Below are 15,520 nucleotides of genomic sequence, written 5' to 3'. Positions count from 1 at the left end.
GGCGGGCGTAATTCGCCAGGAGACTACTGCACCGGGGCCGTCCACGTGAGCACTGACACCACCGAACGAAGCCGTATCACCGAAAGCCATTTCACGACCGCCGCCCTCTTCACACTGCCGGTCCGTCTGGTCATCGGATGGACCTATTTCTCCGCGTTCTGGCGTCGCGTCGGGATCGCCGACAAGTTGGACCCGAACCTGCCCGGCTATGTCGGCGAGAAGTTCAACCACTTTCTGCCGAACGCACTGGGCATCGGCCCGATCATCGAGTACCTGCTGACCCACCCCGCTCTGCTCGCCGCGGCGATGACGGTCTTCACCATCGTGGAAGGAATCGTCGGGTTCTGCGTGATCATCGGCCTTTTCACGCGGGTCATGAGCGTGGCCATCCTAGGATTGGCGTTCGGCATCCTGCTCAGCGCAGGTTGGCTGGGCACCACCTGTCTGGACGAGTGGCAAATCGGCATCCTCGGGGTGGCGTGCGGGTTGATGCTGTTTTTGAGCGGTGGCGGACGTTATTCGGTCGATCATGTTCTTTCCGACCGGTTCCCGAAGTTGGTGCAGCGAAAATGGCTGCGCTGGTTGACTTCCGGCGAGATCAGCGTCCCGAAGCCGGCGGTGCTCGCCGGCTCAGTAGCCGTCCTGGCATTGGCGTTGTTCACCAACCAGCATTTCCACGGCGGGGTATACGGCCCGCTGCACAACAAATCAGTGGCACCGCAGATCGAGATCACCGATGCGAGCATCGCCGGCAACAGCCTGCAATTCCAGGTGTTCCGAACCGAAGGAGCCGACGTGTACGGCTCCTTCCTGATCGGGGTCAGCGTCCGCGACGACACCACCGGCGATACCGTCATCCAGCTCGACGGCACCCAGCTCAGTCGGCTGCCCGAGGCGGCGATAGCCAACCGCTACGTGGCCAAGGTGAAACCGGGCGCGCACAGCCTGGTGGTCCCGTTGGGCGCGAAAGCGCAGCTGACGATCCCCACCGGGAAAACCCGGTGGGATGCCACCCACCGGTACACGCTCGTACTCACCGATATCAGCGGCGCCACTTGGGAACAGGCAGTCAGCATCGGCGCGTGAGGGTGCGCGAGCGCGCGCAAACCCGCCCTACAGCTCGCGGAGTTCTCGCTTGAGAATCTTGCCGGTCGGGTTACGCGGCAGCTCGTCGAGGAACACCACCTCACGCGGCACCTTGTAGCGCGCCAGGTGCTCCTTGACGTACATCTTGATGGCGTCCTCGTCGACGCTGGAGCCTTCCTTCTTGACCACGAAGGCGCGCAGCCGCGCACCCCACTCCTTGTCGTCGACACCCAGAGCGGTCGCCTCGACCACATCGGGATGCCCGCTGATGAGGTCTTCGACCTCGGCCGGGAAGACGTTCTCGCCGCCGGAGACGATCATCTCGTCGTCGCGGCCGCTTACGTAGAGCAGGCCCCGCTCGTCGAAGTAGCCGACGTCGCCGGAGGACAGCAGCCCGTCGATGATCTGCTTGCCTCCGCCGCCGGTGTAGCCCTCGAACGGGAAGAAGTTGCCGACGAAGATCCGCCCCACCTCGCCCTGCGGCAGATCGTGACCGTTGTCGTCGAGGATTCTGACCTTGACGCCCTTGACCACCTGTCCCACCGTCGCCGGGTTGAACTGCAGATCACCCGGATCGGCGATGGTGGCGAACGCGACCTCGGTGGAGCCGTACATGTTGTAGATCACCGGCCCGAGGTCCTTCATCGCCCGGGTGGCCAACTCGGCGCCGAGCTGGGAACCGGAGACGAACACGATCCGCAGCTGCGACAGGTCCGGTTTGGGGCTGGTCTTCTCCAACTGGTCCAGAATCCGCGACAGCATGACCGGGACGACGACCATGCCCGTCACCTTGTGCTTCTCCAGGTCCTCCAGCACGGTGGCCGGCTTGAAGCGCCGGCGCAGCACCAAGGTCGAGCCGAAGAACATCGCCAGGGTTCCGTGCAGGTAGCCCAGGGCGTGGAACATCGGCGAGGGTAGCGACGTCACTTCGCCGGCGCGGAACGGGACGTGCGACAGGATGCCGCCGATCGGCGCCAGTGTGGGCGGGGTGCTGCGGTTGGCGCCCTTGGGGGTGCCGGTGGTGCCGGAGGTCAGGATGATGATCGAGGCGTGCTTGGTGACTTTCGGCGCCGGCGCCTTGCTGCTGCGGGCGATCAGCTGGGCCAGCGTCTCGTCGGTGCTGCCCGACGGTTCCTCCGAATCCGGGTTGACGCCCAGCGCCCGCAGTTTGCCCAGCGGTGGGTCGGCCTGCGCAACCGCGGCGGTGTATTCGTCGTCGTAGATGATCAGTTTGGCGCCTTCGCGTTCGGAGACGTCCTTGATCTGCGGGCCGGAGAATTCGCTGTTCAGCAGGATCAGCCGGGCGCCGACCCGGGCGCAGCCGTAGTTGGCGATCAGAAACCAGCGGTGGTTGCGGGCCAGGATCGCCACCCCGTCGCCGCCCCGCACGCCCATCGCCACCAGGCCGTTGGCCACCGCGTTGGCGGCGGCGTCGAGCTCTTTGAAGGTGATACTGCCATCGTCGTCGATGACGGCGAGGCCATTGGGGTTGCGGCGGGCATTGAGGGCCGGAATCATCCCCAGCTCGCCCCACCGGGCCCCGTCGGCGAGTGCGTTCGCGATGATGCGCGGCGACTCGAGTCTCACGGCACCGGATTCGATGACCTTGCGCAGATAGTGCAGCTCGGCGCTACCACGTTCGAAGTAGCGGCTGAGCGTGGTTACGGCCTGGCCGGGCAGGTCGGTGAGCTTTGCCATGGAGCAACCTTATGTGACTCAGGTCGCTGCCGGTCAGCGGATTCGACGTGATCGTTAGCATGGCTTCATGGCCGGCGGGTTGTCGCTGGAAGTGGCGGGACACCGGGTGGCGGTTACCCACCCGGACAAGGTGGTGTTCCCGGGCCGCGACGGCAGCGCCCCGCGCACCAAGCTGGACCTGATCCACTACTACCTGGCGGTGGCCGACGGCGCGTTGCGCGGCGTGGCCGGGCGGCCGATGATCCTCAAGCGCTTCGTCGACGGCATCGACGCCGAAGCCGTCTTCCAGAAACGGGCACCGGCCAAACGTCCCGACTGGGTGTCGGTCGCCGAACTGCGCTATGCCTCGGGCCGGTCGGCGCAAGAGGCCGTCATCGACGATGCGGCCGGGCTGGCCTGGGTGATCAACCTGGGCTGCGTGGATCTCAACCCGCACCCGGTACTCGCCGGCGACTTGGACCACCCCGACGAGTTGCGGGTCGACCTCGATCCGATGCCCGGCGTCAGCTGGCCGCAGATCGTCGAGGTGGCCATGCTGGCCCGAGAGGTACTGACCGACCACGGGCTGACCGCCTGGCCGAAGACGTCCGGTTCACGGGGCATGCACATCTACGCCCGCATCGCGCCCCGCTGGCAGTTCGGTCAGGTTCGGCTGGCCGCGCAGGCGGTGGCCCGCGAGATCGAGCGGCGCGCTCCAGAGTTGGCCACCAGCCGGTGGTGGAAAGAGGAACGGCACGGCGTCTTCGTGGACTTCAACCAGAACGCCAAGGACCGCACCGTCGCCTCGGCCTACTCGGTGCGCGCCACCGCCGACGCCCGGGTGTCGACGCCGCTGTACTGGGACGAGGTCACCGACGTCGACCCGGCGGCATTCACCATCGACACGGTCCCCAAGCGGTTCGCGCGCATCGGCGACCCGTGGGAAGCAATGGATGACTCCGTCGGCGACCTGGAGTCGCTGCTGGAGCTGGCCGACAAGCAGGGCCCGGCGGAGAAGGCGCCCAAAGGGGCCCGCAAGAACGTCGACGGGCGCCGCACCTCACCGCTGCCGCTGATCGAGATCGCCCGCACCAAAACCAAAGACGAGGCGATGGCCGCCCTGGACGTCTGGCGGGAGCGGCACCCTGCGGCCGCGAAACGGCTGGCGCCAGAGGACGTCCTGGTCGACGGCATGCGCGGGCCGAGCTCGATCTGGTACCGGATCCGGATCAACCTGCAGCACGTCCCGGCGGGGCAGCGCCCGCCGCAAGAGGAGTTGATCGCCGACTACAGCCCCTGGAAAAGCCAGCAGAGCGAGAAAGGCCAGAGCCGGTAGCTCACGTCGCCGGGACGCGCGCCGCCAGATTCGCGGCGACTTCGGCCTCCCAGCGCCCGAACGCGTGGGAGGTGTCGACCTCCACCTCGAACCGGTCGGTCATGTCGGGGGTGACGTCGGCGACGTCGACGTAGAACTGCTGATACCAGCGGCGGTGCTGGTAGACCGGGCCGTCCTCCTCGACCAGCAGCGGATTGTCAACGGGCGCTTTGTGCTTCCAGATCTCGACGTCTTCGAGGAATCCCTCGCCGAACGACCGGCTCATCGCCGCGGCCAGCTTGGTGGCCTTCTCCGGCGGCAGGCCGGGCATGTTCTGCACGGCCACGCCCCACTGCAGCATGAACGAGTTGTGCGTGATCGGGTAGTGGCTGTTGATCAGCGCGATCTCGACGGTGAAATTGGGCCCCAGGTCGTTGTGCAGCCAGTTGATCATGTAGGCCGGCCCGAAGTAGGTGGCCTCTGAGCGCAAATAGGTGCCCTCCCACAGCTTTTCGTAGCCGGCGCCGTCGGGCCGTGGCTTGGACTCCATGAACTGGCTGGCGGTGTGGCCCTGCATGACGTTCTTGAAGTAGGTCGGGTAGGCGTGGTGGATGTAGAAAAAGTGCGCCATATCGACGTTGTTGTCGACGATCTCGCGGCAGTTGGAACCTTCGATCAACACCGAGCTCCACTGCCACGGCGACCAGCGGCCCTCGTCCATCCCCTCGATCGTGGGCGGTGTCAGCTCCGGCGGCGGTGTCGAGCCCTCCGGGTCGTTCCACACCAACAGCTGACCGTTGACCTCGCAGGTGGGCCAGCGCCGGGTGCGCGCCATCCGCGGCGGCCGCTTGGCGTAGGGCACCTCGACACAGCGCCCGGTCGAGCCCTGCCAGCGCCAGTCATGGAACGGACACGCCAGGGTGTCGCCCTTGACGGTTCCGCGGGACAGGTCGGCGCCCATGTGCCGGCAGTAGGCGTCGAGCACATGCACGGCCCCGCCGGAGTCGGCGAACACCACCAGCCGGGTGCCGAACGCGTTGATGGCGTGCGGCTTGCCGTCGCGGAAGGTCTCAGCCAGCCCCAGACAGTGCCAACCCCGGGCGTACCGGGTTTGTGGCCGGCCGTGGTCCAGTTCGCGAATCGCGCAGTCCGTCATCGCTTCTCACCTTCGCCTCGCAGGTAGTTTTGCCGGCCGTAGGACGCGAATTCGGCGTCCAGGGACCGCTTGTCGTCATCGGTCATCCGGGTGTAGACGGGCGTACCCCGCCCGACCCATCGGTACACCGGTTCGTCGGTGTGCCAGCGCTGCGCCTGTAGTTCCCGTTTGAGCACCTTGTTCGAGCCGGTGACGGGCAGGCGGGCCGAGACCCGCAGGAACCGCGGTGCGCCCTTGCTGCCCAGGTCGGGCTGGTCGGCCAGGTATCCGGCGAACGCCGCCACATCGAAACCCGCGGGGTCGGCGACCTCGACCGCCCCCATCACCTGGTCACCGGAGCGGGGGTCGGGCACCGCATACACCCCGGCGCTGATCGTCCCCGGATACCGGCGCAACACCCGTTCAATAGTGAGCGCGGAGGTGTTCTCGCCGTCAACCCGGATCCAGTCCCCGCGCCGGCCGGCGAAGTACAGGAATCCGGCCTCGTCGCGGTAGCCGAGATCTCCGGTCCAATACCAGCCGTCGCGAACCTTTTCCGAATCGGCGGCGTCGTTCTTGTAGTAGCCCTCGAAGTCACGGGCTCCGGTCTTGTCGACGATCTCGCCGACCGCGTCGTCGGCGTTGGCCACCCGCCCGTGCTCATCGAGGACCGCGACCGGGCACTCGGCGCGGGTCTGCGGGTCGACGACGGCGATGCCTGCGTGCGCCGGACGTCCCAGCGCGCCGGCCGGCGCCGCCGGGTCGGGCAACGCGGCGTTGCCGCCCTCGCTGGAGCCGTAGCCCTCATGCAGCACGGCGCCGAACCGGCGAAGGAACTCGGCCTGATCCTGCGGCGACGCCTCGGTGCCGAAGCCGCGGACCAGGGTGTTGTCCGCATCGTCGGGACGCTCTTCGGTGGCCAGCAGATAACCCAGCGCCTTGCCCACGTAGGTGAAGAACGTCGCGCCGAAATAGCGCACGTCGGGAAGGAACTGCGACGCCGAGAACTTCGGCGTTAGGCAGACCGTGGCCCCGTTGGCCAGCGCCGGCGCCCACAGCGCCATGATCGCGTTGCCGTGAAACAGCGGCATGCAGCAGTAGTCGACGTCGTCGCGCACATGACCGAACTTCGCGGTGGCCAGTTCGGCGATCCGGGCCAGCCGGCCCTGACTGCACTTGACCGCCTTCGAGGCGCCGGTGGTACCGGAGGTGAACAGCAGCAGCAGCAGCGATTCCGGACCGACCCCCGGCGCGGCGGCCGGCTCCGAGCGGTGCGCCTGGATCAGCTCGGCGTAACCGGGGTCGTCGACGACCAGGAAGCGCGTCGACTCCAGTCCGTGGTCCAGGTCGCGCAGCCGGTCTGCTCCGCTCGTGTCGGTGACGATCAGCTGGCAGTCGGCGTGGCGGATCTCCGCGGCCAGCTCGGCGTCGCCGCGGGTGGGATTGATCCCGACGATGACGGCGCCCGCCAGTGCGCCGGCCCCAAGCCAGAACACGAAATCCTCGACATTCTCCAGCAGCACGCCGACGTGAAACGGTCCGTCCCGGCGCAACGCCGAGGCCAACGAGGCGCGCGCGGCGGATTCACGCACCACCTCGTCCCAGGTCCAATCCCGCTGTCGGGTACGCAATCCCGGATGGTGATCGCCGAGTCGGTCGAGCAGCATGCCCGCGATGTCGTTACGCATTCGCCGCAGGCGCGTGAACAAGATCGAGGTACTGCTGCGGGAGGTCCTCACGGGCCACCGGGGTCACGCTGCGCACGCCGGCGAAGTAGGAGTCTTCACCGACGATCTTGCCGCTGGCATCGATCGGCCACAGCAGCACCTGCCGGTACACCACCAGGTAGTCGGCGGCGGGATCCTCGACTTCCACCCCGAGGATGGCGGTCGCCAGAGCACCGGGGTACAGCTGCTTCATGTCGCCCTCCGTCACCACGCAGTCGTCGTCGACGACCAGACGGTCGATCGCGAACTCCAACACGTTGGTGCGGGTCCCCATGAAGTTCGTGTAGTAGGTGCGGACCCCCTCGGTGGTCTTCGGCCCGACGTCTTGACCGCCCATCCAGAAGTGGTAGTCCGGCTCGCCGCTCAGCGTCTCCATCACACAGTCGAGATCCGGCGCGGCCTCACCCTTCATGTGCTCGATCACCACTTCGAGCGCCGCCCGGTGCCGCTCGTTGGTGGTCGTCGCCAACCGCTTCTCCAAGGGGGCCCAGGTCCGGCTGGGGTCGATGACGGCCACGGTTCTAACTCCTCGTATCGGTTGAGCGGGTGCAGTGATCATCATCACTGCCGCCGTAGACCTGGTCATCCGCCAGACGTCGGGTTGATAATCGTTTTCAACCGACGCCTGTCGGACCCGCGTCGGTGAGTTCGGCGGACGAGAGCGCGATGCGGCGCACGAAGAGCACCAGGGTGGCGGTGAACCGATCGATCGGGTCGGCCAGATCCCAGCCCATCGCGGCCTCGACGTGCGCGATGCGCGCGGCCACCGTGCTGTGGTGCAGATGCAGCTGGGCGGCGGTGCGGCGCAGCGACCCGAGCACGCAGAACGCCTCGGTGGTGTCGACGTCGTGCGCACCGGCCGGTGTTGACGCGATCGCGTTGATCCGGGCGACATCGTGGTGCCGCAGCACCTGCTCTGACGGCAGGTCGGCGAGCAACTCCAGCGCGCTCAGGCGTTCGTAGGCGACCGCCCGCCGCCCGTAGTGCGTGGACGAAGCGAACCGCAGTCCCCGTTGGGCCTGCCGCCAAGACGTCGCCGCGCCGAAGACGGTGGTCTTGGCGCCGATCCCGACCCAGGGCCCGCGGCCGATGTGTGCGGGCAGCGGCGGGGGAAACGCCGCGATGATCGCCGCATCCAGGCGATCCGACAACGTCCGGGCATCCTCGGAGCTGTAACACAGCAGCGCCGTGTCGGCGCCGATGGCGACCGACCGCACCGGTTGGTCGCCCAGTTCGCGCACCACGACGCGCAGCGCCTCGGCGGGGGATCCAGCCGACACCGCCAGTACCCGGATCTCGCGGGTCTCATCGAGGCCCAGCAGCCGGATAGCCCGCGCCCGCTCTGCCGGTAACTCGTTGTCGGACAACACCAATTCCAGCAATGCTGGATCGCCCAGCTGCACTCTCGCCCCGACCCGGGAGGCGGCCATCCGCAGCGCGTGGCGCACCCGGTCTGCCAACACCGGATCAAGCGGGTGCCCGGCACCCGTTCGCTCGAGCCAGACCTCGGGTTCGGTCGGCGAAACCCACCGCACACCCAGCGGGCACTCGGCGGCCTCGGTCGCGATCCGGAGCACCCTGTCGGCGTCGGCCGACGATTCGACGAGCTCGTCGAAGTAGGCGAGCAGTCGCACGACGGCATCCGGTTCGGCGCCCAATTCCGATATGCGGAGCGGATCGACGCTCATCAGCGCAGAGTACCTAGCTTGGTACAGCAGAGACCGACGGCCTATCGGGCAGCGAACCGATGGACCCTCTGACTGCGGCCTAGCGGTGGCCAGCCCGGGTTTCCGCTGCGCGCAAACGACACCCAGCACGCGCGTATCTCTGCGGCCAGTGACTTCGGCGGTTCGCCGGCGCCGAGCAGGCCCCGACATCCACGCAACTCGGGAAGATCGAGCCGGTCGAACACGAAGGGCAGCTCCACCGCGTGTGCAGCGCCCAGCCGCCCCTCGAGCGCCTTTGACTGCCAAGCGAATTCGTAGCCGTAAGCATTACCATGCACCTCGGCCAGCTCACGGCTGCCAATCCGGAACAGCGCGTCGGCGAGGATCGTCGAACGCAACTGCCCGAGCGCGACGCCCGGCAGTGCGGCCCGGTACGACGCCACCAGCGCGTCGGGATCGGGATGGACCAACGCCGCGGTATCCCGAACTTCCCGGTCGGTCGAGGACGTCAGCGCTCCCTGCGGTGCGAGATACAGGTTGGCTTCCTCGGTGTTGGTGCCAACCAGCAGATCAACCGGCGCGAGCCGGTGTTCGGCGGGCCGACGATCCGAGACAACGCCCAATGGGCTGAGCCCGGCCAGCGGGTCCATTCGGTCGACCGTTGCGAGATCAAGGCCGGTGAGCGCGGGCATGACCGCGATGAGGTCGTCATCGGCGACGGCGCCGAAGTCGGCTGCCGTCGGCGCGACATCGAGGGCGGTAGCAGCCGCCAGGGCGACCCGCTCGGCTTGTTCGCCGGAGAACGCGCGCAGCCCACTTCCGCTCTGCGTTATCGCGCGCCGGATCAACCCGTCGGCTTCGGGTGTGGCGAGAGCGGCGCCGACAATGGTCGCACCGGCGGACTGCCCGAACAGCGTGACGTTGGCCGGATCGCCGCCGAATGCAGCGATGTTGTCACGCACCCAGGCGAGCGCGGCCAGGACGTCGAGCAGGCCTCGGTTACGGGGCGCATCCAGAAGGTCCAGGAACCCTGCGATACCCAGCCGGTAGTTCACCGTCACCATAACCACGCCGTCGCGGGCGAAGGCCGCTCCGTCGTACAACGCGGCACGGTTGGAGCCGGCAACGAAGCCGCCGCCATGGACGAACACCATCACCGGACTGGAATCCACGGTGGGGGGGCTCCAAATGTTGAGTGTGAGGTAGTCGTGACCGCGAATCCATCCCGGACCGAAGTACGGCGACATGTCGAGGGCCCCAAACCCGTCGCGGCGCGGTTGCGGGGCGGTCGGCCCGTGTCGGGTCGCATCTCGCACACCCGCCCAGGGCGGGTGGGCGACAGGCGGTGCAAATCGGCCGGCTCCGAGCGGCGGTGCGGCGTATGGGACCGCCAGAAAACAATGGATGCCACCTACCCGGTGTCCGCGCACCGCTCCGGACTCGGTGGCCACGATCGGATCGGACATGGTGTCGACGGTTTCAGATTCTGCCGAACGGTGCCCACGCCTTGATGGCGAAACCCGTTCCGTCACGGATAACTTCGGCTCCGCCGTGCCCACCCAGATGAGCAGGAAGCACCAGGGCGTTGCTGTCGTGGGCGCGACCGAGCAGCCGACGCCGGGTGGTGCGGGAGGCGGCGGCGTCGACGCAGAAGCAACTGTTGGCGTCGGGATGCAGAAACTGCATGGGGCTGTGCAGCAGATCCCCGACGAACACAGCTCTGTCGGTGCCTGACTGCAGCGAAAGCACCGATGACCCGGGGGTGTGACCCGGCGCCAGGTCCAGGCGCAGGTTGGCGTCGATGGTGTGGGCGTCGTCCCACAGCAGCGCCTGCCCGGCGCCGTGGATCGGAGCAACGCTGTCTTCGAACACGTTGCTGTTCACCCGGACTCGCTCGTCCTGACCGCTGTTGACCGGATTCCAGAAGTCGAAGTCGGCCCGGGGGATCAGGTAGGTCGCGTTGGGGAAGGTCGGCACCCAGTCACCGCCGTCGAGCCGGGTGTTCCAACCCACGTGATCGACGTGCAGGTGGGTGTTGATCACCAGGTCGACGTCGGTAGGCCGCACCCCGGCCCGGGCAAGCCCGCCGAGGAAATCGGTATCCAGATGATCCCAGATCGGCGAATTCGGTCGCTCCTTGTGGTTCCCGACGCCGGTGTCGACCAGGATCACCTTGCCCTCGCTGCGCAACACCCAGGTCTGGATCGCGCTGATGCAGGTATCCGCTCCGACAGCGACGAAATCGGGAACCAACCACTCCTTGTTGTGGCGCCAAGCCTCGGCTGGGAGGTCCGGGAAGAAGTCACTCGGCGAAAGCGCCACCGATCCGTAGTACTCGACGACGCGAGTGATGCTGACGTCACCCAACACGATTTCGTTCATGCGGCCAGAGTGCCGAGTCCGGGACCCGCGAACCAGCCCCTGCACTGGCTACCACTGGTAGGGACAGGCTGCCGTCCTCGGCCGCTGGCATAGTGGGTCAAGTGGCGGTATCCGGGCAACTAGGCGAGTTCCTGCGGGCCCGGCGCGCGCAGCTTCGACCCGACGAGGTGGGTCTGCTCGAAACGGTGAACCAGCGGCGCGTGGCAGGGTTACGCCGCGAGGAACTCGCCCAGCTGGCCGGGGTGAGCGTGTCCTATTACACCCGTCTGGAACAGGGACAGTCGGTGAACGCCTCGGGGGCAGTACTCGATGCGCTAGCCAAAGCGCTGCAGCTGGACGCGCACGAGCACGCGCACCTGCACGAACTCGCCGCGCAACGCCCGCGCCCCCTCAAGCGCCCACCGCCGGAACGTGTCCACCAGTGGACGCGAGAGTTGATGCAGACCTTCGGGGACACGCCGGCGCTGGTGCTGGGACGGCGCACCGATGTGCTCTCCTGGAATCCGCTGGGCCATGCGCTGTTGGCCGGACACACCGACCGCACCGCCCCCGACCGCCCCGCCGAGCGACCCAATCTGGCCCGGATGCTGTTCCTCGACCCGCATACCCGCGAGCTGTACGCGGACTGGGACCGTAAGGCCCGCACTGTCGTCGGCAGCCTGCGTGCGGCCGCCGGCCGCCACCCCGACGACGCAGCGCTGGCGTCACTGGTTGGTGAGCTGTCGGTGCAATGTGCCGAGTTCACCGCGCTGTGGAGCGATCACCGGGTCAGGCCGTGCACCGGCGGCACCTACCGGCTACGCCACCCGCTGGTCGGTGAGGTCACCGTCACCCAGCAAACCCTGCAGGTGGCCCACTCGCCGGAGCAGTCCGTGGTGGTGGTCACCACCGAACCCGGCTCGGGCGCGCAGGATTCACTCGAGTTGCTCAGCCGGTTGATCGCGCCGTGAGCAGCCGGTGCGTCGTTGAGTGACCTCGGCGATGCACGCCCAGTCCAGTTCCGCGCCAACGCGTTCGCCGACGCTCGTGCCACGCCCGAATCCGGACGGCGTCACCCAGTAGCCTCACCACCGTGACCTTCTATTTGGTGATCCGGGAGTTCAACAACGAGACCCGCGCGGAAGGCCCCGAGCTCGCCCGGGCCGAACCGTCGGCCGTGGGCGCGGCCCTGCAAGCCTTCCGGCCCGGGCAGGAGGCGGTGCTGGCCAGGTTGCAACGCGCACTGGACGACGCACCGCCCCGCGTCTTCGACATCGACGACCCGCAGATCCTCAAGTCCAAGCAGCTGCTGCTTTTCGCCGACGAACTGGCGGTGCAGTTCAGCGGGTACGACGATGTGACAAAAGAGGAGGCGCGGTACGCGCATTACGATCGCCCGGAGGACCCGATCCGATTCTCCGACCTCAATTGATCGTGAAGCCGCCGTCGACGGCGATGGTCTGCCCGGTGACGTAGCCGCCGGCATCGGAGGCCAGCCACACCGCGGTGGCCGCGAGTTCCTCGGGGTCTCCCATCCGGCCCAGCACCATGCGGTGGGAGATGCTGTCCAGGTAGCCCGGACGGTACTGGTCGGTCATCTCCGAGGCGAAGAAGCCGGGCGCGATCGCATTGACCCGGATACCTTTCCGGCTCCCCCACTGCTGAGCCAGGTCTCGCGTGAGTCCGATGAGCCCGGCCTTGCTGGCGGCATACGCGGCTTGCGGCAGTCCCGCCGTGGTCAGGCCCAGGATGCTGGAGATGTTGACGATCGACGAGCCCGGTCCCATCACCCGGCCGCACGCCTGCGCGGCCCAGTAGGCCCCGTTGAGATTGATGTCGATCACCTCACGGAACTGCTCCGGCGTTTCCCGGGTGGCGGGGTGTGCGGTGCCGATACCGGCGTTGTTGATCAGCACGTCGACCCGGCCGAAGCGCTCCATGGCGGCCTCCACCATGGCGGTCGCCGCCGCCGGGTCGGCGACATCGGTGGCCACCGGCAAGGCCGCGCGCCCCGTCGCGGCGACCAGTTCGGCGGCATCGGCGAGCTTGTCCACTCGCCGCGCGGCCAGCACGACGTCGGCGCCGGCCTCGGCCAGGGCCCGAGCGAAATACACACCGAGGCCCGAGGACGCCCCGGTCACCACTGCAACCCGGCCGTCGATACGGAATTTGTCCAATACGCCCACCCGTCTCACCTTTCTCAGTCAGCTGTTCAATGCTTTTCGGGCCGCGGCGATGAACTCCGGCGCGGCCTGCGCCGCCTCATCGGCGTGCAGCACGTTTCCGGCCCCGTGCTGGGCCCGATGGGTGATCCCTTCGGCGATGACCCCGATCTTGAAGTTCGCCAGCGCCAGGTAGAAGCTCCACTGCGCCAGGTCGCGTCCGGAAAGCTGGGCGTACTGCTCGGCGAGGTCATCGGCGGACGGCAGCCGGGAACTGGTCCACGCGGCGGGGTGGCCGAAGACCAGATCGAACGCGGGCGACCGGTAGGCACACATCAGCGCGATATCGGTGAGCGGATCGCCGAGCGTGGACAGCTCCCAGTCCACGACCGCCCGGATGACCCCGGCCTGCTCGGTATCGCAGAGGGTGTTGTCGATTCGGAAGTCGCCGTGCACGACCGAGGACTCCGAGGCCCGCGGGATGGCCTCGGCGAGTGCGGCGGCCAGCTTCGCCACATCGCCGTCCACCGCGTCGTCATCGCCGCGCGTCTTGACCAGTTCCCACTGGCGGGCCCATAGCCGAACCTGGCGTTCCAGGAAACCCGCTGGCCTGCCGAAAGTTTCGAGCCCTACCGCCCGATAGTCGACCGCGTGCAGGTCGACGAGTATCCGCACCAGCGCGGAGGCGTTGGCGGCCAGTTCCTCATCGGCGAGAACACCGAGATCGTCCTTGTGCCGGAATACCCGGCCGGTCACGAACTCGGTTACCGTCAGCGGAGCACCGCACACCGTGCCGTCGGCGTCGAACGCGATGGGCTCCGCGATCGGCACCCCCGTACCGAACAGGCCTCGGGTGACCACGAATTCGCGACCCACATCATGGGCCGACGGCGTCAGGCCACCCAGCGGAGGCCGGCGGACCACCCACGCCGACACTTCATCGCTGACCTTGAAGGTCAGGTTGGACCGTCCGCCGGCGATCAGCTCGACGGCCAGGTCGCCGCGAACCGGTACGTCGTGTGCGATGAGGTAGTGGCGCAGCGCAGCCGGGTCCAGTCCATCGACCGTCACCGCGGGGACGCCTTGAGCGCTCGCCGGGCCGCGCCGATGCGCCGTTTGGCGATCGCCCAGCGGTGTACCTCCGAGGGCCCGTCGTAGACCCGGAACGGGCGTACTTCCCGGGACAGCCGCGCCGGCGGCAGGTCCTCGGTGACGCCGAGCGCACCACACATCTGCACGCTGCGGTCGACGATGCGGAAGATCGCCTCGGCGGCGAAGGTCTTCGCGATCGACGTCGCATCGCCGGCGTTGCCGCCCTGATCCAGTTCCCAGCACGCCCGCACCAGCAGCGCGCGGGTGGCGGCGATGTCGATCTCGTTGTCGGCCACCATGTTCTGGATCATGCCCAGATCGCCGAGCGCCGAGCCGAACGCCTGACGCTCCACCACATGAGCCAGCGCGGTGTCGTGACCGCGGCGCGCCGCGCCGAGCCACCGCATCACGTGCGTCATGCGCGCGGGGCCAAGGCGGACCTGGGCGTACTCGAAGCCGCGGTCCACCTCGCCGAGCACCGCTTCCTCGGGAACCCGAACGTCGTCGAAGAGCACCTCGCAGTGCCCGCCCACCATGGACCGGTCGAGGGTCGGGATGTGCCGGCCGACGGTCAGGCCGGGGGTGTCGGCGGGAACCAGGAACATGGTGGCGCCGCCACGCTGCCCGGCCTCCCCGGACGTCCGGGCCATCACGATGAAGAAGGCGGCGCCGTCAGCACCGGTGATGTACCACTTGCGGCCGGTGATGTACCAGTCTCCCGAGCGGCGCTGCGCCGTGGTCGCCAGCGCCGCCGGGTCCGAGCCGGCTCCCGGGGCCGGCTCGGTCATCGCGAACGCCGACCGCACCTCGCCGGCCGCCAGCGGGGCCAGATAGCGAGCCTTCTGTTCGGGGCTGGCCACCTCCGCCAGCAGATGGACGTTGCCTTCATCCGGGGCCGCGATGTTCACCGCGGCCGGACCGAACAGGGAATATCCGGCGGCCTCGAACACCGGCGCGCGATCGGACATGTTCAGGCCCAGGCCCCCGTACTCGATGGGGGCGTGGGGCGCGAACACTCCCACTTCCCGGGCCGCTGCCTGCAGTTCCTTGATCACCGTGTCGCCGCCGGCGGCCGCGATGTCCCCGCCGAACCGGTCCTCGACAGGCAGCACGACGTCCTCGATGAACGCCCGGGTGCGTTCGACCAACGCCGTCACATCCGGCGAGTAGCTCAGCTCGATTGCCATGTCACTCCATTCTGACCGACCGATCACTCGGCCCGGGCAGTACGGACTTTGACATAGAAGCTGTCACCAGTCAAAACGCGGCGTTGGCAGCGCACTTCCCGCGCGCTATAG

The 15,520-nt window shown here is 67.9% G+C and carries 14 protein-coding genes; 4 read left to right on the top strand and 10 right to left on the bottom strand.

Annotation, left to right across the window (positions count from 1 at the left end; genetic code table 11):
* Positions 1-45 precede the first annotated feature (45 nt).
* On the top strand, positions 46-1,086 hold the full coding sequence (locus A5648_RS02780; RefSeq protein WP_065023088.1) for a TQO small subunit DoxD: 1,041 nt from the start codon (positions 46-48) through the stop codon (positions 1,084-1,086).
* Between the two features lie 27 nt (positions 1,087-1,113).
* Here the strand turns inward: A5648_RS02780 and fadD2 are convergent, their stop codons facing one another.
* Entirely contained in the window at positions 1,114-2,784 is a 1,671-nt protein-coding gene (gene fadD2, locus A5648_RS02775; protein ID WP_065023087.1) for a long-chain-fatty-acid--CoA ligase FadD2, read from the bottom strand.
* 67 nt (positions 2,785-2,851) lie between these two features.
* Between fadD2 and A5648_RS02770 the strand changes: the two genes are divergently transcribed.
* Positions 2,852-4,099: a DNA polymerase domain-containing protein gene (locus A5648_RS02770; protein WP_065023086.1), complete on the top strand. Its 1,248-nt coding sequence runs from the start codon at positions 2,852-2,854 to the stop codon at positions 4,097-4,099.
* A gap of 1 nt (position 4,100) precedes the next feature.
* Here A5648_RS02770 and A5648_RS02765 read toward each other — a convergent pair whose 3' ends face one another.
* The 6 genes from A5648_RS02765 to A5648_RS02740 are packed head-to-tail and all read right to left on the bottom strand — an operon-like array spanning position 4,101 to position 10,989.
* A complete protein-coding gene (locus A5648_RS02765; protein WP_065023085.1) occupies positions 4,101-5,234 on the bottom strand; it encodes a Rieske 2Fe-2S domain-containing protein in 1,134 nt (377 codons plus the stop codon).
* Complete coding sequence (locus tag A5648_RS02760; protein ID WP_065023084.1) at positions 5,231-6,901, bottom strand: AMP-binding protein; 1,671 nt, start codon at positions 6,899-6,901, stop codon at positions 5,231-5,233. Before A5648_RS02760 ends, A5648_RS02765 begins: the two co-directional genes overlap by 4 nt.
* Positions 6,894-7,499 carry a hypothetical protein gene (locus A5648_RS02755; RefSeq protein ID WP_109470664.1) on the bottom strand — a complete coding sequence of 202 codons (606 nt, stop codon included), beginning with the start codon at positions 7,497-7,499 and terminating at the stop codon, positions 6,894-6,896. Before A5648_RS02755 ends, A5648_RS02760 begins: the two co-directional genes overlap by 8 nt.
* A gap of 55 nt (positions 7,500-7,554) precedes the next feature.
* On the bottom strand, positions 7,555-8,628 hold the full coding sequence (locus tag A5648_RS02750) for a PucR family transcriptional regulator (protein WP_065023083.1): 1,074 nt from the start codon (positions 8,626-8,628) through the stop codon (positions 7,555-7,557).
* Positions 8,629-8,669: 41 nt separating this feature from the next.
* Complete coding sequence (locus A5648_RS02745) at positions 8,670-10,073, bottom strand: carboxylesterase/lipase family protein (RefSeq protein WP_082966299.1); 1,404 nt, start codon at positions 10,071-10,073, stop codon at positions 8,670-8,672.
* Between the two features lie 13 nt (positions 10,074-10,086).
* Positions 10,087-10,989: an MBL fold metallo-hydrolase gene (locus A5648_RS02740; protein WP_065023081.1), complete on the bottom strand. Its 903-nt coding sequence runs from the start codon at positions 10,987-10,989 to the stop codon at positions 10,087-10,089.
* Positions 10,990-11,090: 101 nt separating this feature from the next.
* On the opposite strand from A5648_RS02740, the gene A5648_RS02735 reads away from it, so the two are divergent.
* Together A5648_RS02735 and A5648_RS02730 are read left to right on the top strand one after the other, a co-directional pair.
* Positions 11,091-11,939, top strand: coding sequence for a helix-turn-helix transcriptional regulator (locus A5648_RS02735; RefSeq protein WP_065023080.1), 849 nt, complete (start codon positions 11,091-11,093; stop codon positions 11,937-11,939).
* A 122-nt stretch (positions 11,940-12,061) separates the two neighbouring features.
* Positions 12,062-12,400 carry a hypothetical protein gene (locus A5648_RS02730; RefSeq protein ID WP_065023079.1) on the top strand — a complete coding sequence of 113 codons (339 nt, stop codon included), beginning with the start codon at positions 12,062-12,064 and terminating at the stop codon, positions 12,398-12,400.
* Here A5648_RS02730 and A5648_RS02725 read toward each other — a convergent pair.
* The 3 genes from A5648_RS02725 to A5648_RS02715 are packed head-to-tail and all read right to left on the bottom strand — an operon-like array spanning position 12,393 to position 15,409.
* Entirely contained in the window at positions 12,393-13,154 is a 762-nt protein-coding gene (locus tag A5648_RS02725; protein ID WP_065023078.1) for an SDR family NAD(P)-dependent oxidoreductase, read from the bottom strand. The two genes, A5648_RS02730 and A5648_RS02725, sit on opposite strands and share 8 nt — an antisense overlap.
* A gap of 18 nt (positions 13,155-13,172) precedes the next feature.
* Positions 13,173-14,201, bottom strand: a complete 1,029-nt coding sequence (locus A5648_RS02720; RefSeq protein ID WP_065023077.1) for a phosphotransferase family protein — start codon at positions 14,199-14,201, stop codon at positions 13,173-13,175.
* Positions 14,198-15,409 carry an acyl-CoA dehydrogenase family protein gene (locus A5648_RS02715; protein ID WP_065023076.1) on the bottom strand — a complete coding sequence of 404 codons (1,212 nt, stop codon included), beginning with the start codon at positions 15,407-15,409 and terminating at the stop codon, positions 14,198-14,200. The genes A5648_RS02720 and A5648_RS02715 overlap by 4 nt, the downstream gene beginning before the upstream one ends.
* Positions 15,410-15,520: the final 111 nt, after the last annotated feature.

Source organism: Mycolicibacter sinensis, from assembly GCF_001673565.1.
Lineage (GTDB): Bacteria > Actinomycetota > Actinomycetes > Mycobacteriales > Mycobacteriaceae > Mycobacterium > Mycobacterium sinense_C.
This window is presented reverse-complemented; position numbering and strand designations above follow the sequence as displayed.

Excerpts from the sequence above, each read along its gene's own strand:
- fadD2 (WP_065023087.1), bottom strand. The coding sequence starts at position 2,784 with ATGGCAAAGCTCACCGACCTGCCCGGCCAGGCCGTAACCACGCTCAGC.
- A5648_RS02770 (WP_065023086.1), top strand. The coding sequence starts at position 2,852 with ATGGCCGGCGGGTTGTCGCTGGAAGTGGCGGGACACCGGGTGGCGGTT.
- A5648_RS02765 (WP_065023085.1), bottom strand. The coding sequence starts at position 5,234 with ATGACGGACTGCGCGATTCGCGAACTGGACCACGGCCGGCCACAAACC.
- A5648_RS02760 (WP_065023084.1), bottom strand. The coding sequence starts at position 6,901 with ATGCGTAACGACATCGCGGGCATGCTGCTCGACCGACTCGGCGATCAC.
- A5648_RS02755 (WP_109470664.1), bottom strand. The coding sequence starts at position 7,499 with ATGATCACTGCACCCGCTCAACCGATACGAGGAGTTAGAACCGTGGCC.
- A5648_RS02750 (WP_065023083.1), bottom strand. The coding sequence starts at position 8,628 with ATGAGCGTCGATCCGCTCCGCATATCGGAATTGGGCGCCGAACCGGAT.
- A5648_RS02745 (WP_082966299.1), bottom strand. The coding sequence starts at position 10,073 with ATGTCCGATCCGATCGTGGCCACCGAGTCCGGAGCGGTGCGCGGACAC.
- A5648_RS02740 (WP_065023081.1), bottom strand. The coding sequence starts at position 10,989 with ATGAACGAAATCGTGTTGGGTGACGTCAGCATCACTCGCGTCGTCGAG.
- A5648_RS02715 (WP_065023076.1), bottom strand. The coding sequence starts at position 15,409 with ATGGCAATCGAGCTGAGCTACTCGCCGGATGTGACGGCGTTGGTCGAA.